Source organism: Streptomyces sp. NPDC086147 (genome assembly GCF_040702165.1).
GTDB lineage: Bacteria > Actinomycetota > Actinomycetes > Streptomycetales > Streptomycetaceae > Streptomyces.
This window is the reverse complement of sequence record NZ_JBFBJO010000006.1, coordinates 348,867-365,474: the sequence shown is the minus strand read 5'-3', so window position 1 is coordinate 365,474 and position 16,608 is coordinate 348,867. Positions and strand designations below refer to the sequence as shown.

Genomic DNA, 16,608 nt, shown 5'->3' with positions numbered 1-16,608 from the left:
GGCCGAGCCGCCCGCACCCGCCCCGGACCGCCGCTTGACCTCAACCAAACTTGAGGTACCACGATCATCGACATGGACCTCACCGACTCCACGCAGCCCGCCGTTTCCCCCGCCCCCGGCCCCGATCCCGCCGCCGTCTCCGCTCCTCCCGCCCCCCTCTCCCTCGCCCTCGTCGTCGCCAGCGACCGTGAGGGCCGGTTCGCCCCCGTCGTCGCCGACTGGTTCCTCTCCCGCCTCGCCGAGCGCGAGGACTTCGCCGTCTCGGTCGTCGACCTCGCCGAGGTCGACCTCCCCACCGCCCTCTCGTACGACCCCTCCCCGGCCGTCCGCGCCGAACTCGCCAAGGTCACCCCGGTCCTCGACGACGCCGACGCCTTCGTCGTCCTCACCCCCGAGTACAACCACTCCTTCCCCGCCGCCCTCAAGAACCTGATCGACCGCCACTACACCGAATGGCAGGCCAAGCCCGTCGGCTTCGTCTCCTACGGCGGGATCTCCGGCGGCCTGCGGGCCGTCGAGCAGCTCCGCCAGGTCTTCGCCGAGATGCACGCCGTCACCGTCCGGGACACCGTCTCCTTCCCGCACGCCCACGCGCAGTTCGACGAGGACGGACGGCACCGGGACCCGGCCGGGCCCGAGGGCGCGGCCAAGGCCCTCCTCGACCAGCTCGCCTGGTGGGCCCACGCCCTCCGGGACGCCAAGTCCGTCCGCCCGTACGGCGCGTGAGGAGGCGGCACCGTGCTCTTCCGGCTCCTCCTCCCCCGCCTCCGGCCGTACCGGAACCTCCTCGTCCTCCTCGTCGCCCTCCAGCTCGTCCAGACCCTGTCCTCCCTCGCCCTGCCCGCCCTCAACGCCGGCGTCATCGACCACGGCGTCCTGCGCGGCGACACCGGACGGGTCCTCTCCGGGGGCGCCCGGATGGCCGCCGTCACCCTCCTCCAGGTCGCGGCGGCCGCCGCCGCCACCTACACCGGCGCCCGCGTCGCCATGGGCGTCGCCCGCGACCTGCGCTCCGAGGTCTTCCGCCGGGTCCAGGACTTCTCCGCCCGGGAGCGGGGCCGCTTCGGCGCCGCCTCCCTCATCACCCGCACCACCAACGACGTCCAGCAGATCCAGACGTTCACCGTCCTCGTCCTGACCATGCTGGTCGCCGCCCCGCTCCTGTGCGCCGGGGGCATCGTCATGGCCCTGCGCCAGGACGTGCCGCTCGCCCTCGTCCTGGTCCTCTTCGTGCCCGTGATGACCGGGGCCGTCGGCAGCGTCGTGCTCCGCATGCGGCCCCTCTTCCGGGGCATGCAGCGCCGCGTCGACCTGACCAACCGGATCCTGCGCGAACAGATCACCGGCGTCCGGGTCGTCCGCGCCTTCGTCCGCGACCGGCACGAGCGGGAACGGTTCGCCGTCGCCAACGACGAGCTGTTCTCCGTCGGCCTGCGGGCCGGCCGGTTACAGGCCCTCATGTTCCCCGTCGTCCTGGTGATCTGGGAGCTGACCACGGTCGCCCTGGTGTACGTCGGCGCCCACCGCATCGACTCCGGCGCCCTCCAGCCCGGCGGGCTCGTCGCCTTCCTCGGCTATCTGCTCCAGACCGCCATGTCCGTGATGATGGCCCTCTTCCTCCTGATGCACATGCCGCGCGCCGAGGCCGGCGCCGAACGCGTCCGCGAGGTCCTCGACACCCGCTCCTCCGTCGCCCCGCCCGCGTACCCGGTCCGCGAGCTCCACGGCCCCGGCCGGCTCGAACTCGACGGCGTCGGCTTCCGCTACCCCGGCGCGGAGGAACCCGTCCTGCACGAGGTCGGGCTCGTCGCCCGGCCCGGCGAGACCACCGCGATCGTCGGCTCCACCGGCAGCGGCAAGTCGACCCTCCTCGGGCTCGTGCCCCGCCTCTTCGACGCCACCGAGGGCCGGGTCCTCGTCGACGGCGCCGACGTCCGCACCCTCGACCCCGCCCTCGTGGCCAGGACCGTCGGGATCGTCCCCCAGAAGCCGTACCTCTTCTCGGGCACGATCGCCTCCAACCTCCGCTACGGGAGGCCCGACGCCACCGACGAGGAGCTGTGGCACGCCCTGGAGACCGCCCAGGCCGCCGACTTCGTCCGGGAGCTCGACGAGGGGCTCGACGCGCCCGTCTCCCAGGGCGGCGCCAACTTCTCCGGCGGCCAGCGCCAGCGGCTCGCCATCGCCCGCGTCCTCGTCGCCCGCCCCCGGCTCTACCTCTTCGACGACTCCTTCTCCGCCCTCGACCCCGGCACCGACGCCCGGCTGCGGGCCGCGCTCGCCGAGGAGACGGCCGGCTCCACCGTGGTGGTCGTCGCCCAGCGCGTCTCCACCGTCCGCCACGCCGACCGGATCGTCGTCCTCGACCGGGGCCGGGTCGTCGGCACCGGCACCCACGCGTCCCTCCTGCGGGACGACCCCACCTACCGGGAGATCGTCCTCTCCCAGCTCACCGAGGAGGAGGCCGCGTGACCACGCCCACGAAGCCCCGCGACCCGGCCCCCGACCACGACGGGGCCCGGGACCGGGCCCCCGCCGCCCCCGCCCGCACCGGCCCCCCGCCCCAGCGCGGCCCCGGCCCCGCCACCCCCTCCCTCGAACGCTCCCTCTCCTTCCGCGCCTCCGGCCTCCGCCTCCTGCGCACCCTCGCCCCCGACCGGGCCCGGCTGCTCGCCCTCCTCGCCGCCGGCACCGGCGGCGTCGCCCTCTCCGTCCTCGCGCCCCTCCTCCTCGGCCGCGCCACCGACCTCGTCGTCACCGGCGTCACCCGCCCCGCCGGGGTCGACTTCGCCGCCGTCGGCCGGGTCCTCGCCCTCTCCGCCGCCGTCGTCCTCGGCTCCTCCGTCCTCATCTGGCTCCAGCAGCGGATCGCCACCGACGTCGTCCAGCGGGCCGGGCACCGGCTGCGCGAGCGGGCCCAGCACAAGCTGGCCCGGCTGCCCCTCTCCCACCTCGACCGGCAGCCGCGCGGCGAGGTCCTCTCCCGCACCACCAACGACATCGACAACGTCACCCAGACCCTCCAGCAGGCCTTCAGCCAGATGGTGCGCGCCCTGCTCACCCTGGTCGGCGTCCTCGCGATGATGTTCTGGATCTCCCCGCTGCTCGCCCTCGTCGCCCTCGCCACCGTCCCGGTCTCCCTCGCCGTCGCCGCCCTCGTCGGACGGCGCGCCCAGCCGCAGTTCGTGAAGCAGTGGGCGGTCACGGGCCGGCTCGGCGGCCACGTCGAGGAGATGGTCACCGGCCACACCGAGGTCGTCGCCTTCGGGCGGCGCGAGGAGGCCGTGCGCCGCTTCGACGAGCTGGGCGAGGAGCTGTACCGGGCGAGCTTCCGCGCCCAGTTCGTCTCCGGCTTCATCCAGCCCGCGCTGACCTTCGTCGGCAACCTGAACTACGTGGCCGTCGCCGTGGTCGGCGGACTGCGGGTCGCGAGCGGCACGCTCACCGTCGGCGACGTACAGGCCTTCGTCCAGTACTCGTACGAGTTCAACGGCCCCATCACCCAGGTCGCCGCCATGGCCAACCTGCTCCAGTCCGGAGTGGCCTCCGCCGAGCGGGTCTTCGACCTCCTCGACGCCGAGGAGGAGACGCCCGACCCGGCCGAGCCCCGGCGGCCCGAACCGCTGCGCGGCCGGGTCTCCTTCGAGAAGGTCTCCTTCCGCCACGAGCCCGACCGGCCGCTGATCGAGGACCTCTCCCTCACCGTCGAGCCCGGCCGGACCGTCGCCGTCGTCGGCCCCACGGGCGCCGGCAAGACCACCCTGGTCAACCTGCTGATGCGCTTCCACGAGCCCACCGGCGGCCGGATCACCCTCGACGGCGTCGACACGGCCGCGATGACCCGCGAGGAGCTGCGCTCCGGCACCGGCATGGTCCTCCAGGACACCTGGCTCTTCGGCGGCACCATCGCCGAGAACATCGCCTACGGGGTCCCCGGCGAGGTCTCCCGCGAGCGGATCGTCGCGGCGGCGCGGGCCGCCCACGCCGACCGGTTCGTCCGCACCCTGCCCGACGGCTACGACACCGTCCTCGACGAGGACGGCGGCGGCCTCAGCGCCGGCGAGAAGCAGCTCGTCACCCTCGCCCGCGCCTTCCTCTCCGACCCGGTGATCCTCGTCCTCGACGAGGCCACCAGCTCCGTCGACACCCGCACCGAACTCCTCGTCAGGCAGGCCATGTCCTCGCTGCGCGCGGGCCGCACCAGCTTCGTCGTCGCCCACCGGCTCTCCACGATCCGCGACGCCGACACCATCCTGGTGATGGAGCGCGGCGCGATCGCCGAGCAGGGCACCCACGAGGAGCTGCTCGCCGCCGGAGGGGCCTACGCCCGGCTGCACGCGGCCCAGTTCGCCCGTACGGTGGAGACGTGATCGTCACCGTCCGCACCACCACCGACGCGCGCGCCAAGGCCGACGCCCTGGCGCGCGGCGCCGTCGAGGCCCGGCTCGCCGCCTGCGCGCAGATCGCCGGGCCCGTCACCTCCGTCTACCACTGGCGGGGCGCGATCGACACCACCGAGGAGTGGGAGGTGGTCCTCAAGACCACCGAGGCCCGCTATCCCGCCCTGGAGGCGCACCTCCTCGCCGCCCACGACTACGAGACGCCCGAGATCCTCGCCACCCGGGTCACCCGGGTGAGCGAGGGGTACGCCCGCTGGGTCGAGCGGGAGACCTCGCCCGACCCGGCGATCGAGGGCCCGGTGGCCGACGACGAGCTGCCGTTCTTCGTGTACGGGACGCTCCGCCCGGGCGCGTACAACCACGACCGGTTCCTGGCCGGCCGGATCGGCACCGAGGACGACGCCGTGCTCGACGGCGCGGTCCTGTACGACGGTCCCGGCTACCCGTACGTCGTCCCGGCGGCGAAGGGCCGGGTGGTCGGCACCCTGCTCACGCCCGCGCCCGGCGCCTACGGCGAGCTGTTCGGCCTGCTCGACCGCCTCGAACTGCCCGTCGGCTACGAGCGGGTGGCGAAGGACGTCGTACGGTCACGGGACGGGGCGCGGGTCTCCGCCTGGGTCTTCCTGGCGGCCCCGGACGCGCCCCTCGGCCCGGTGATCGAGAGCGGCGACTGGTTCAGCCGGCCGTAGCGGCGTTGTCGGCCGGTTCCAGGCGCACCGCGCACACCTTGAACTCCGGCATCCGGGAGACCGGGTCGAGCGCCGGGTTCACCAGGGTGTTCGCCCGGCCCTCGCCCGCCCAGTGGAAGGGCATGAAGACGGTGTCCGGCCGGATCGACGTGGTGATCCGGGCCGGCGCGACCGCCCGGCCGCGCCGCGACACCACCGTGATCCGCTCGCCCTCGGTCACCCCGATCCGCTGCGCGAGCCTCGGGTGCAGCTCCACGAAGGGGCCGGGCGCCGCCGCGTTCAGTTCGTCCACCCGCCGGGTCTGCGCCCCCGACTGGTACTGGGACACCACCCGGCCCGTGGTCAGCACGACCGGGTACTCGGCGTCGGTCTCCTCGGCCGCCGCCCGGTGCGTCACCGGCACGAACCGGGCCCGCCCGTCGGCCGTCGCGAACCGGTCCAGGAACAGCCGGGGCGTCCCCGGGTGGTCCGGCCCGGGGCACGGCCAGAACACGCCCCGCTCCTCCTCGACGCGCCGGTAGTCGATGCCCGCGTAGTCGGCGGGCCCGCCGGCCGAGGCGCGGCGCAGCTCCTCGAAGACCTCCTCGGGGTCGACGGGGAAGCCCTTCCCGTGTCCGAGGAGCCCCGCGAGCCCGTGCAGCACCTCCAGATCGCTCCGCACCCCGGCGGGCGGGTCGAGGGCCCGGCGGCGGAGCAGGACGCGCCCCTCCAGGTTGGTCATGGTGCCGGTCTCCTCCGCCCACTGGGCGACGGGCAGGACGACGTCGGCGAGGGCGGCGGTCTCGGAGAGCACCACGTCCGCGACGGCGAGGAAGTCCAGCGACCGCAGCCGCCCCTCGACGTGCGCGGCGCGCGGCGCGGAGACCACCGGGTTGGAGCCCATGAGCAGCAGGGCCCGCACGTCCCCGCCGAGCGCGTCCAGGAGTTCGTACGCGCTCCGCCCCGGCCCCGGCAGTGACTCCGGGTCGACGCCCCACACCCCGGCCACGTGCGCGCGTGCGGCCGGGTCGTCGAGCTTGCGGTAGCCGGGGAGCTGGTCGGCCTTCTGGCCGTGCTCGCGGCCGCCCTGGCCGTTGCCCTGGCCGGTGAGGCAGCCGTAGCCGCTCAGCGGCCGTCCGGCCCGGCCGGTGGCCAGGCACAGGTTGATCCAGGCGCCGACGGTGTCGGTGCCCTTGGACTGCTGCTCGGGGCCGCGCGCGGTGAGGACCATGCCGGTGGGCGCGTCGCAGAACATCGCGACGGCCTCGCGCAGCAGCGGCACGGACACGCCGGTGATCCGCTCGACCTGCTCGGGCCAGTGGGACATGGCCCCGGCGCGGGCCTCCTCCCAGCCGCCGGTCCGCTCCCGCACGAACTCCTCGTCCACCCGGCCCTCGGCCACCACCAGGTGCAGCATGCCGAGGGCGAGCGCGAGGTCGGTGCCGGGGCGCGGCGCCAGGTGCAGGTCGGCCTGCTCGGCGGTGCGGGTGCGGCGCGGGTCGACGACGATCAGTTTTCCGCCGTTCTCCCTCAGCTCGGTGAGGTAGCGCAGGGCGGGCGGCATGGTCTCGGCGAGGTTGGAGCCGACGAGGATCACGCACCCGGTCCCCGGGACGTCCTCCAGGGGGAAGGGGAGGCCCCGGTCGAGACCGAAGGCCCGCTGGTGCGCGGCGGCCGCCGACGACATGCAGAAGCGCCCGTTGTAGTCGATCTGCGAGGTGCCGAGGACGACCCGGGCGAACTTGCCCAGGGAGTACGCCTTCTCGTTGGTGAGGCCGCCGCCGCCGAAGACCCCCACGGCATCGGGACCGTGGTCGGCGCGGGTCCGGCGCAGCCCGTCGGCGACGGCGGCGAGCGCCTCCTCCCAGGACGCGGGCACCAGGGCCCCCGTGTCAGGGCTTCGGACCAGGGGCTCGGTGAGCCGGACCCGGGAGGAGAGTACGGAGGGGGCGGTGCGGCCCTTGCCGCACAGGGCGCCCCGGTTGACGGGGAAGTCGGTCCGCTCGACCACCTCGGCGGGCAGCTCCGGAGCGCCGGTGGGACGCAGCGACATCCCGCACTGGAGGGCGCAGTAGGGGCAGTGGGTGGGGACGGCGGTGGCGTCGGACATGCCGCAAGCGTGGGACGGGAGTGTTACGCGGGACGGCGCGGCGTATTACGGGCGCGGTGCCAGGCCCTCCGCCGGGCGGGCGGCGGAGGGTGAGTCCGCCCGGTTCACCGCCCGTGGGGTGACGCCAGCGCCTCGGTGACGCCCCTCTCCTCCGGGCCGAGGAAGCGGGGATCGGGCCGCAGACCGGCGTCGAGGGCGGCCTTGCCCGCCGCGAGGACCTCCCGGGTGGTGCCGTAGTACCAGGTGGCGTCGTGGGGTTCGGCCACCCCGACCCCGTACGCGTCGACGCCCGCGCGCCCGCACAGTGCGACGGCCCGCTTGACGTGGAAGTCCTGGGTGACGAGGACGGCCCGGTCGACGCCGAAGACCTTCCTGGCCCGGACGCAGGAGTCCCAGGTGTCGAAACCCGCGTAGTCGCTGACGATCTGTTCGTCCGGCACCCCGCGCCCGGTGAGGTACGCGCGCATGGCGCTGGGCTCGTCGTACGCGGTCCGGCTGTTGTCGCCGGTGACGAGGAGGACCCGCACCTTGCCCGTGCGGTACAGCTCGGCGGCGGTGTCGAGCCGGTGCGCGAGGTACGGGGTGGGGCGGCCCTTCCACAGGCCGGCGCCGAAGACGACGGCGACGTCCCGGGCGGGCACGTCGGCGGTGGTGCGGAGCTTCCCGGCGGCGGCCGTGTGCATCCAGGCGGCGGGCAGGAGCGCGAGGACGGCGCCCGCCATCACGGCCTGGACGGCGCTGCGGCGGGCCCGGACGCTGCGGGGGAGCCACCGGGTGAACCGTGCCGGCATGCGGGAACCTCCGTGGACGGGAACGTGTGTGCTGTCACCCCGTCCGACGCGCCTCGGCCGGGTTCGGTTCACCGGACGCCCGGTCCGTGCCGTAGAGCACACCCGCCAGGACCAGGCCGCACAGCATCCCGAGGAGCTGCGCGGCGGCGAAGGCGGGCACCGAGGCGGGGGCGATCCCGGTGAAGGAGTCGGAGAGGGAACGGCCCACGGTGGCCGCCGGATTGGCGAAGGAGCCGGAGGAGGTGAACCAGATCGCCGCGCCGATGTAGCCGGCCACGGCGACCGGCGCGAGGGCGGGCCGGCCGATGTGGCGCAGGCCCTGCACGACCAGGACGAGACCGGCGGTGGCGACGGCCTCGCCGAGCAGCAGGTGGAGGGCCGAGCGCGGCTCGGTGGCCCAGGAGCCGGGCGCCCGGCCGAACATCGCCTCGGCGAGCAGGGCGCCCGAGACCGCCCCGGCGAGCTGGGCGCCGATGTAGGCGAGGGCCTCGCGCCCTCCGCGCTCGGGGCGCCGGGACCACCACTCGGAGAGCGTCACGACGGGGTTGAAGTGCGCCCCGGAGAGCGGGCCGATGAGGGCGATGAGCAGCCCGAGGCCGAGCGCGGAGGCGGAGGCGTTGGCGAGCAGCCGGACACCGGTGTCCTGGCTGAGGGAGTCGGCGCGGATGCCGGAGCCGACGACGACGGCGACGAGGGAGGCGGTGCCGATGAACTCGGCGGCGGCGCGCCGGGGGAGCGACGCGGGGGACATTCTCATGGTGGAAAAGATATTCCGTGATTCGGAAGGAAAAAAGAGGGGAGGGGAGGAGCGCGGTGTCCGTACGATCCGGACCGTGAACACGATGAAGATCGACGACCTCGTCGTCCGCCGCGCGGTCGGCTCCGACGCCGCCGGGGCGGCCGAGGTCTGGCTGCGCTCCTACGCGGCGGCGCTCCCGGACGTGCGCCGGGCGCACACCGACGACGAGGTCCGGTACTGGTTCCGGGAGGTGCTCGTCCCCCACCGGGAGACCTGGGTGGCGACCGTCGGGGACGTGCCCGTCGCCGTGATGGTCCTCGACGGCGAGGACCTGGACCAGCTCTACGTCGACCCGCCGTGGCGCGGCCGGGGCGTCGGCGACCGGCTCGTGGACCTGGCCAAGCGGCGCCGCCCGGCCGGCCTGGAGCTCTGGACGTTCCGGGTCAACGCCCCGGCGCGGCGCTTCTACGAGCGGCACGGCTTCGTCGCCGCCGAGCACACCGACGGCTCGCGCAACGAGGAGCGCGAGCCGGACGTCCGGTACGCGTGGCGCCCGGAACCGTCCTGACAGGACGCGCGCGGCGGCCGTGAGGTCGCGGAAAACAGCCGTGACCCCCGCGCAACGGGCAGGCAACGCGGGACCCGCAGGATCGGTCCATGACGGAGCCGGACAGCACGTTCGACAACGCCGCCGAACTGCTCATCAGGATCACCGAGCACCTCGGGAACCGGCTCGGCGAGGTGCGTCCGTACGGCACCCGCCACCCGGGGACGCGGAGACCGGAGATCCGGGAGCCGGAGACCCGGAGGACGGGGGTACGGCCACCGGAGCCCCAGGGCCCGGAGGAACGACCCCCGGAGGCACGACCCCCGGAGGCACGACCCCCGGAGGCACGGCCCCCGGAGGCACGGCCCCCGGAGGTCCGAATCCCTCCGCCCGGCGCCCGTCCGCCGCAGGAACCGACGCTCCCGCCCGGCATCCGCCCGCCGACGACGCCGGGCACGGCGACCCCGCCCCGCGGCCGCCCGCCAGAGGAATCCGGCCGGGTGCGTCCGTACGGCCGCCCGCAGGGGAAGCCCCACGAGGAGGTACACCCGCCATGCACCACCGCACCGCACCCGCCACCCCCCGCCGTCCGGCGACCCTCGTCGCCGTCGGCCACGGCAGCCGCGACCCGCGCGCCCGCGCCACCCTGCTCCGGCTCCTCGACCGCGTCCGCGAGCTCCGCCCCGGACTCGACGTCCGCCTCGCCCACATCGAGCTGAACGCACCCCTCCTCGACGAGACCCTCGCCGGCCTCGCCGCCGAGGGCCGGGAGGCGGTCCTCGTCCCCCTCCTCTTCGCCCCCGGACACCACGTCACCCACGACCTGCCCGCCGCCGTCGCCGCCGCACCCGGCCTCCGGGCCCACGTCGCCGCCCCCCTCGGCGCCCACCCCCTCCTCGTCGAGGCCCTCGCCGGCCGCCTCGCCGAAGCGGGCTGGACCCCGGAGGAGCGCGACCGGCGCACCACCGGCGTCGTCCTCGCCGCCGCCGGCTCCCGCGACCCCCGGTCCGGCGCCGAGACCCGCCGCATCGCCACCCTCCTCGGCGAGCGCCTCGGCGTCCCCGTCGTCCCCGCCTACGCCTCCGCCGCCGCGCCCACCGTCCCCGAGGCCGTCGCCGCCCTCGCCGCCCGGGGCCGCCACCGGGTCGCGGTCGCCTCCTGCTTCACCGCCCCCGGTCTCTTCGCCGCCCGCGCCGCCGCCCAGGCCCCCTGGATCGCCGCCGCGCCGCTCGGCGCCCACCCGGCCCTCGCCCGCCTGGTCCTCCACCGCCACGACCGCGCGCTCGCCGCCCGTACCGCCGCCGTCCACGCGCGGGAACTCACCGCCGTCTGAGCGCTTCTCAGGTCCTTCCGGTTACCTTCGGGTCATGGAAGGCATCAAGGACACCAAGGACAGCACCGACCTCCCCGGATACGACCCCGCCGCGACCGAGCGCTGGGACCCCGAGCCCGACAAGCAGCCGGGCCGCACCGCCTTCCAGCGCGACCGCGCCCGCGTGCTGCACTCCGCCGCGCTCCGCCGCCTCGCCGGCAAGACCCAGGTCGTCACCCCCGGCACCAGGAGCCACGCCTGGGACGCCAGCCCCCGCACCCGGCTCACCCACTCCCTGGAGTGCGCCCAGGTCGGCCGCGAACTCGGCGCCGCCCTCGGCTGCGACCCCGACCTCGTCGAAGCCGCCTGCCTCTCCCACGACATGGGCCACCCGCCCTTCGGGCACAACGGCGAACAGGCCCTCAACGACGTCGCCAAGGACTGCGGCGGCTTCGAGGGCAACGCCCAGTCCCTCCGCCTCCTCACCCGCATCGAGCCCAAGCGCTTCGTCAAGGACGCCGACGGCGAACTCGTCAGCGTCGGCCTCAACCTCACCCGCGCCGCCCTCGACGCCGCCACCAAGTACCCCTGGGAACGCGGCGGCGACCCCCGGGACCCCGGCTCCCCCAAGTTCGGCGTGTACGAGGACGACCTGCCCGTCTTCGAGTGGATCCGGCGGGGCGCCCCCGCCCACCGCAAGTGCTTCGAGGCCCAGGTCATGGACTGGTCCGACGACGTGGCCTACTCGGTCCACGACTTCGAGGACGGCCTGCACGCCGGGCACATCGACCCCAACCTCCTCCTCGCCGAGCCCGAGCGCGCCGACATCTGGCAGGTCGCCATCGGCCGCTACGTACCCGAGGACACCGACCCGCAGGAGCTGGCCGAGGCCCTGGACCGGCTCGTCGACCAGGAGTGGTGGCCGCACGGCTACGACGGCTCGGCCGTCGCGCAGGCCCGCCTCAAGGACGCCACCAGCCAGCTCATCGGCCGCTTCTGCCTCTCCGCCGAGGGCGCCACCCGCCAGGCGTACGGCTCCGGCCGCCTCACCCGCTACGGCGCCGAGCTCGTCGTCCCCCGCGAGACCCGCAACGAGTGCGCCGTCCTCAAGGCCGTCGCCGTCCGCTACGTGATGCAGCGCGCCGAGCAGGAGGCCCTCCGCGCCGACCAGCGGATCGTCGTCGCCGAACTCGCCGAGGCCCTCGCCGCCCGCGCCCCCGACGGACTCGAACCGCAGTTCCGCGCCGCCTACGACGCGGCGCCCGACGACCGGGCCCGCAAGCGCGTGGTCGTCGACCAGATCGCCTCCCTCACCGACGCCTCCGCCCGCGCCCTCCACGCCCGCTTCCACCACCCGCGGGTTTAGGGCGTGTGTCGAAAGTCCCGCCTGCCCAGCGGCGCCCGGCACGCACGCTCGCCGCGTTGTCGGGATCGCCCCGATACAACCAGTATCGGGGCGACCCTCCGCCTTGCGATCGCACGCACCGGACACCGCCGGGCCTGCCCTTCGGGCAGACGACGCCACTTTCGACACACGCCCTGGGACCCCCGCCCCCGGGCCCTCTTCCGCCGCCCCCCTCCGTGCGGGACGCTCGCATGCGGCCCCGGGGCGGTACGGCCGGACGAGCGTCCGGGGGCGTAGGTTGGAACCGGTCGCAACGAGGAGGAAACGACGTGGTCGACGCAGATCAGACCTTTGTCATCGTCGGCGGGGGCCTGGCAGGGGCCAAGGCGGCGGAGACCCTGCGCGCCGAGGGGTTCAACGGCCGGGTGATCCTCATCGGGGACGAACGCGACCACCCCTACGAGCGCCCACCCCTCTCCAAGGGCTACCTCACCGGGGACAAGGAGCGCGACAGCACCCTCGTCCACGAGCCCGCCTGGTACGCGGCGAACGACGTCGAACTGCACCTCGGGCAGCCCGTCACCGCGATCGACCGCGAGGCCCGCACGGTCCGCCTCGGCGACGGCACCGTCATCCGCTACGACAAGCTGCTCCTGGCCACCGGCTCCGAGCCGCGCCGCCTCGACGTCCCCGGCACCGACCTCACCGGCGTCCACCACCTGCGCCGGCTCGCCCACGCCGACCGGCTCCGCCAGGTCCTCGCCGGCCTCGGCCGGGACAACGGGCACCTGGTGATCGCCGGCGGCGGCTGGATCGGCCTGGAGGTCGCCGCCGCCGCCCGCGGCTACGGCGCCGAGGTCACCGTCGTCGAGGCCGACCCCACCCCGCTCCACCGGGTCCTCGGCCCCGAGCTCGGCCAGCTCTTCGCCGACCTCCACAGCGACCACGGCGTCCGCTTCCACTTCGGCGCCCGGCTCACCGAGATCGTCGGCCAGGACGGCCTGGTCCTCGCCGTCCGCACCGACGACGGCGAGGAGCACCCGGCGCACGCCGTCCTCGCCGCGATCGGCGCCGCCCCCCGCACCGCCCTCGCCGAGAACTCCGGGCTCGCCCTCGTCGACCGGGCCGACGGCGGCGGCATCGCCGTCGACGAGTCCCTGCGCACCTCCGACCCGGACGTCTTCGCCGCCGGCGACGTGGCCGCCGCCCACCACCCGCTCCTCCACACCCGGCTCCGCGTCGAGCACTGGGCCAACGCCCTCAACGGCGGCCCCGCCGCCGCCCGCGCCATGCTCGGCAGGCACGTCTCGTACGACCGGGTGCCGTACTTCTTCACCGACCAGTACGACCTGGGCATGGAGTACTCGGGCTGGGCGCCCCCCGGCTCGTACGACCAGGTCGTGGTCCGCGGCGACACCGGCAAGCGCGAGTTCATCGCCTTCTGGCTCAAGGACGGGCGCGTCCTCGCCGGGATGAACGTGAACGTGTGGGACGTCACAGAGCCGATCCAGCGGCTCATCCGTTCCCGCGCGGCCGTGGACACCGACGCCCTCGCCGACCCCTCCGTCTCCCTGGAGAGCCTGATCTGATCACCTCCGCCCGCACGTAGACTTCACGCGTGGCAGGCAGGATCAACGATGACGACGTGAAGGCGGTCCGGGACGCGGTCCCGATCGACGCCGTCGTGTCCGAGTACCTCCAGCTGCGCAACGCGGGCGGCGGGAACCTCAAGGGGCTCTGCCCCTTCCACGACGAGAAGTCGCCCTCCTTCCAGGTCAGCCCGAGCAAGGGACTCTTCCACTGCTTCGGCTGCCAGGAGGGCGGCGACACCATCGCCTTCGTGATGAAGATCGACCACCTCTCCTTCTCGGAGACGGTCGAGCGCCTCGCCGCCAAGGCGGGCATCACGCTGCGGTACGAGGAGGGCGGCTACAACCCCGGCCACCAGCGCGGGGAGCGCATCCGGCTGATCGAGGCCCACCAGGCCGCCGCCCGTTTCTACGCCGACCAGCTGGGCTCCGCCGAGGCCGAGATCGGCCGGAAGTTCCTCGCCGAGCGCGGCTTCGACCAGGCCGCCGCCGAGCACTTCGGCGTCGGCTACTCCCCGGCCGGCTGGGACCACCTCACCCGCTTCCTGCGCGGCAAGGGCTTCTCCGACAAGGAGCTGATCCTCTCCGGACTCTCCCAGGACGGCCGCCGCGGCCCCATCGACCGCTTCCGCGGCCGGCTCATGTGGCCGATCAGGGACGTCGGCGGCGAGATCGTCGGCTTCGGCGCGCGCAAGCTCCGCGACGACGACAACGGCCCCAAGTACCTCAACACCCCCGAGACCCCGGTCTATAAGAAGTCCCAGGTCCTCTACGGCATCGACCTCGCCAAGAAGGACATCGCCAAGAGCAGCCGGGCCGTCGTCGTCGAGGGCTACACCGACGTCATGGCCTGCCACCTCGCCGGGGTCACCACCGCCATCGCCACCTGCGGCACCGCCTTCGGCGGCGACCACGTCAAGATCCTCCGCCGCCTCCTCATGGACAACGGCTCGGCCCGCGTCATCTTCACCTTCGACGGCGACGCCGCCGGCCAGAAGGCGGCCCTGCGCGCCTTCGAGGACGACCAGAAGTTCGCCGCCGAGACGTACATCGCGGTCGCCCCCGAGGGCATGGACCCCTGCGACCTGCGGCTCGCCAAGGGCGACGAGGCCGTCGCCGACCTGGTCGAACCCCGCACCCCGCTCTTCGAGTTCGCCCTCCGCCAGATCGTGCGGCGCTACGACCTGGAGACCCCGGCGGGCCGGGCCGCCGCCCTGGACGAGGCCGCCCCGATCGTCGCCAAGCTCAAGAACCTGGCCGTACGGCACGGCGTCGCCGTCCAGCTCGCCGGCATGCTCGGGATCATGGACGAGCGGTTCGTCGTGCAGCGGGTCAGCCGGGTCGCCCAGTGGCAGCGCGACCGCGGCGGCCGGGGCCGCACGGACGACCGGCCGCGCCGCGAGATGCCGCAGATCCAGGCACCCGCGGCACCGCCGGGCCCCGCGCTCAACCTGCGCAGCCCCGCCCACCGCACCGAGCGCGAACTCCTCAAACTCGCCCTCCAGCGGCCCGAACTGGTCTCCCCGGCCTTCGACGCCTACGGCATCGACGAGTTCACCGCCCCGCCCTACGCGGCGGTCCGCCAGTGCGTCCAGGACGCGGGCGGCGCCACCGGCGCGCCCGCCGACTACCTCGACGCGGTCCGCGCGGCCGCCCCCGACGACACCGTCCGCGCCCTCGTCACCGAACTCGCCGTCGAGACGATCTTCGCCAAGACCGTCGACGAGGCCTACGCGGGCGACCAGCTCGTCACCGTCCGGCTCCGCGCCGTCGACCGCCGCATCCGCGACGTCCAGGGCACCCTGGCCCGCCTCGGCCCGAACGGCGACCCGGAGAAGGTGGCCGCCGTGCAGAACGAACTGTGGGTGCTCACCCAGTACGGGCAGTCCCTGCGGAACAACGGCGCCGCCGCGCTCTGACGCACGGTCACCCGGCGGACTCAAAAAGTCACCGCACGCCCCTCGTGGCGGCGATGTGTCGTACCCCACACTGGACGACGGTGCCGTTCCGCTCCTCCTGGAGGTCGCCCGCCGTGCAGACCCAGACCGTGCCGCAGGACCAGCAGGACCAGCAGGACCGGGCAGAGTCCGGCGAGGTGAGGGAGGAGATGACGGAGGAGCCCGCGGAGGAGATGACGGAGGAGCCCGCCGTCCCGGCCCCGCGCCGCCGCCCGGACCCCGGCGGCAACGCTCCCTCCTCCGACCTCTTCCGGCAGTACCTGCGCGAGATCGGCCGCATCCCGCTCCTCAGCGCCGAGGAGGAGGTCGAACTGGCCCGCCGCGTCGAGGCCGGCCTCTTCGCCGAGGAGAAGCTCGCCGGCACCCCGGACCTGGACACCCGCCTGGCGGGCGAACTGGACCAGCTCGTCGTCCTCGGCCGGATCGCGAAGCGCAGGCTCGTCGAGGCCAACCTCCGCCTCGTCGTCTCCGTCGCCAAGCGGTACGTGGGCCGGGGCCTGACCATGCTCGACCTCGTCCAGGAGGGCAACCTCGGCCTCATCCGGGCCGTCGAGAAGTTCGACTACGCGCGCGGCTTCAAGTTCTCCACGTACGCCACCTGGTGGATCCGCCAGGCCATGTCCCGGGCCCTCGCCGACCAGGCCCGCACCATCCGCGTCCCCGTCCACGTCGTGGAACTCATCAACCGGGTCGTCCGCGTCCAGCGCCGCATGCTCCAGGAACGCGGCTACGAACCCACCGCCGAAGAGGTCGCCGCCCAGCTGGACCTGCCCCCCGAGCGCATCGGGGAGGTGCTCCGCCTCGCCCAGGAGCCGGTCTCCCTGCACACTCCCGTCGGCGAGGAGGAGGACGTCGCCCTCGGCGACCTCATCGAGGACGGCGACGCCGCCTCCCCGGTCGAGTCCGCCGCCTTCCTGCTCCTCCGCCGCCACCTGGAGGACGTCCTCTCCACCCTCAACGAACGCGAACGCAAGGTCGTCCAGCTCCGCTACGGCCTCGACGACGGCCGCCCCCGCACCCTGGAGGAGATCGGCCGGCTCTTCGGCGTCACCCGCGAACGCATCCGCCAGATCGAGTCCAAGACCCTCAACAAACTCCGCGACCACGCCTACGCGGACCAGCTGCGCGGCTACCTCGACTGAGACCGGC

The 16,608-nt window shown here is 74.5% G+C and carries 13 protein-coding genes; 10 read left to right on the top strand and 3 right to left on the bottom strand.

Annotated elements, in window-relative coordinates; genetic code table 11:
* Positions 1-72 precede the first annotated feature (72 nt).
* From AB0398_RS17065 to cutA, 4 genes are read left to right on the top strand one after another with little or no spacing between them, the layout of a single operon-like run.
* Entirely contained in the window at positions 73-726 is a 654-nt protein-coding gene (locus tag AB0398_RS17065; RefSeq protein WP_366375808.1) for an NAD(P)H-dependent oxidoreductase, read from the top strand.
* Between the two features lie 12 nt (positions 727-738).
* Entirely contained in the window at positions 739-2,472 is a 1,734-nt protein-coding gene (locus AB0398_RS17060) for an ABC transporter ATP-binding protein (protein WP_366375806.1), read from the top strand.
* Complete coding sequence (locus AB0398_RS17055; protein WP_366375804.1) at positions 2,469-4,370, top strand: ABC transporter ATP-binding protein; 1,902 nt, start codon at positions 2,469-2,471, stop codon at positions 4,368-4,370. The genes AB0398_RS17060 and AB0398_RS17055 overlap by 4 nt, the downstream gene beginning before the upstream one ends.
* Entirely contained in the window at positions 4,367-5,089 is a 723-nt protein-coding gene (gene cutA / locus AB0398_RS17050; protein ID WP_366375802.1) for a divalent cation tolerance protein CutA, read from the top strand. Before AB0398_RS17055 ends, cutA begins: the two co-directional genes overlap by 4 nt.
* On the opposite strand, the gene AB0398_RS17045 is transcribed toward cutA, so the two are convergent.
* From AB0398_RS17045 to AB0398_RS17035, 3 genes are all read right to left on the bottom strand, one after another.
* Positions 5,076-7,178 carry a molybdopterin oxidoreductase family protein gene (locus AB0398_RS17045; RefSeq protein WP_366375800.1) on the bottom strand — a complete coding sequence of 701 codons (2,103 nt, stop codon included), beginning with the start codon at positions 7,176-7,178 and terminating at the stop codon, positions 5,076-5,078. The genes cutA and AB0398_RS17045 overlap by 14 nt on opposite strands.
* A gap of 104 nt (positions 7,179-7,282) precedes the next feature.
* The gene (locus AB0398_RS17040) at positions 7,283-7,969 is read right to left on the bottom strand and encodes an ElyC/SanA/YdcF family protein (RefSeq protein ID WP_366375798.1); all 687 of its coding nucleotides are present in this window, start codon (positions 7,967-7,969) and stop codon (positions 7,283-7,285) included.
* A gap of 34 nt (positions 7,970-8,003) precedes the next feature.
* Positions 8,004-8,726: an aquaporin gene (locus AB0398_RS17035; protein WP_366375796.1), complete on the bottom strand. Its 723-nt coding sequence runs from the start codon at positions 8,724-8,726 to the stop codon at positions 8,004-8,006.
* Positions 8,727-8,811: 85 nt separating this feature from the next.
* On the opposite strand from AB0398_RS17035, the gene AB0398_RS17030 reads away from it, so the two are divergent.
* The 6 genes from AB0398_RS17030 (at position 8,812) to AB0398_RS17005 (ending at position 16,601) form a co-directional block, all read left to right on the top strand.
* Positions 8,812-9,276, top strand: coding sequence for a GNAT family N-acetyltransferase (locus tag AB0398_RS17030; RefSeq protein WP_366375894.1), 465 nt, complete (start codon positions 8,812-8,814; stop codon positions 9,274-9,276).
* A gap of 532 nt (positions 9,277-9,808) precedes the next feature.
* Positions 9,809-10,588: a sirohydrochlorin chelatase gene (locus tag AB0398_RS17025; RefSeq protein ID WP_366375795.1), complete on the top strand. Its 780-nt coding sequence runs from the start codon at positions 9,809-9,811 to the stop codon at positions 10,586-10,588.
* Positions 10,589-10,622: 34 nt separating this feature from the next.
* Positions 10,623-11,933, top strand: a complete 1,311-nt coding sequence (locus AB0398_RS17020; protein ID WP_366375793.1) for a deoxyguanosinetriphosphate triphosphohydrolase — start codon at positions 10,623-10,625, stop codon at positions 11,931-11,933.
* A 308-nt stretch (positions 11,934-12,241) separates the two neighbouring features.
* Complete coding sequence (locus AB0398_RS17015; protein WP_366375792.1) at positions 12,242-13,501, top strand: FAD-dependent oxidoreductase; 1,260 nt, start codon at positions 12,242-12,244, stop codon at positions 13,499-13,501.
* A gap of 29 nt (positions 13,502-13,530) precedes the next feature.
* Positions 13,531-15,420, top strand: coding sequence for a DNA primase (gene dnaG / locus AB0398_RS17010; RefSeq protein ID WP_366375790.1), 1,890 nt, complete (start codon positions 13,531-13,533; stop codon positions 15,418-15,420).
* Between the two features lie 212 nt (positions 15,421-15,632).
* Positions 15,633-16,601, top strand: a complete 969-nt coding sequence (locus AB0398_RS17005; RefSeq protein WP_366375893.1) for an RNA polymerase sigma factor — start codon at positions 15,633-15,635, stop codon at positions 16,599-16,601.
* Positions 16,602-16,608 lie beyond the last annotated feature (7 nt).

What these genes read in the sequence shown, in the direction of transcription:
- AB0398_RS17025 (WP_366375795.1), top strand. Translation starts at nt 9,809, where the DNA reads ATGCACCACCGCACCGCACCCGCCACCCCCCGCCGTCCGGCGACCCTC.
- AB0398_RS17020 (WP_366375793.1), top strand. Translation starts at nt 10,623, where the DNA reads ATGGAAGGCATCAAGGACACCAAGGACAGCACCGACCTCCCCGGATAC.
- AB0398_RS17065 (WP_366375808.1), top strand. Translation starts at nt 73, where the DNA reads ATGGACCTCACCGACTCCACGCAGCCCGCCGTTTCCCCCGCCCCCGGC.
- AB0398_RS17005 (WP_366375893.1), top strand. Translation starts at nt 15,633, where the DNA reads ATGACGGAGGAGCCCGCCGTCCCGGCCCCGCGCCGCCGCCCGGACCCC.
- AB0398_RS17035 (WP_366375796.1), bottom strand. Translation starts at nt 8,726, where the DNA reads ATGAGAATGTCCCCCGCGTCGCTCCCCCGGCGCGCCGCCGCCGAGTTC.
- AB0398_RS17040 (WP_366375798.1), bottom strand. Translation starts at nt 7,969, where the DNA reads ATGCCGGCACGGTTCACCCGGTGGCTCCCCCGCAGCGTCCGGGCCCGC.
- AB0398_RS17030 (WP_366375894.1), top strand. Translation starts at nt 8,812, where the DNA reads ATGAAGATCGACGACCTCGTCGTCCGCCGCGCGGTCGGCTCCGACGCC.
- AB0398_RS17045 (WP_366375800.1), bottom strand. Translation starts at nt 7,178, where the DNA reads ATGTCCGACGCCACCGCCGTCCCCACCCACTGCCCCTACTGCGCCCTC.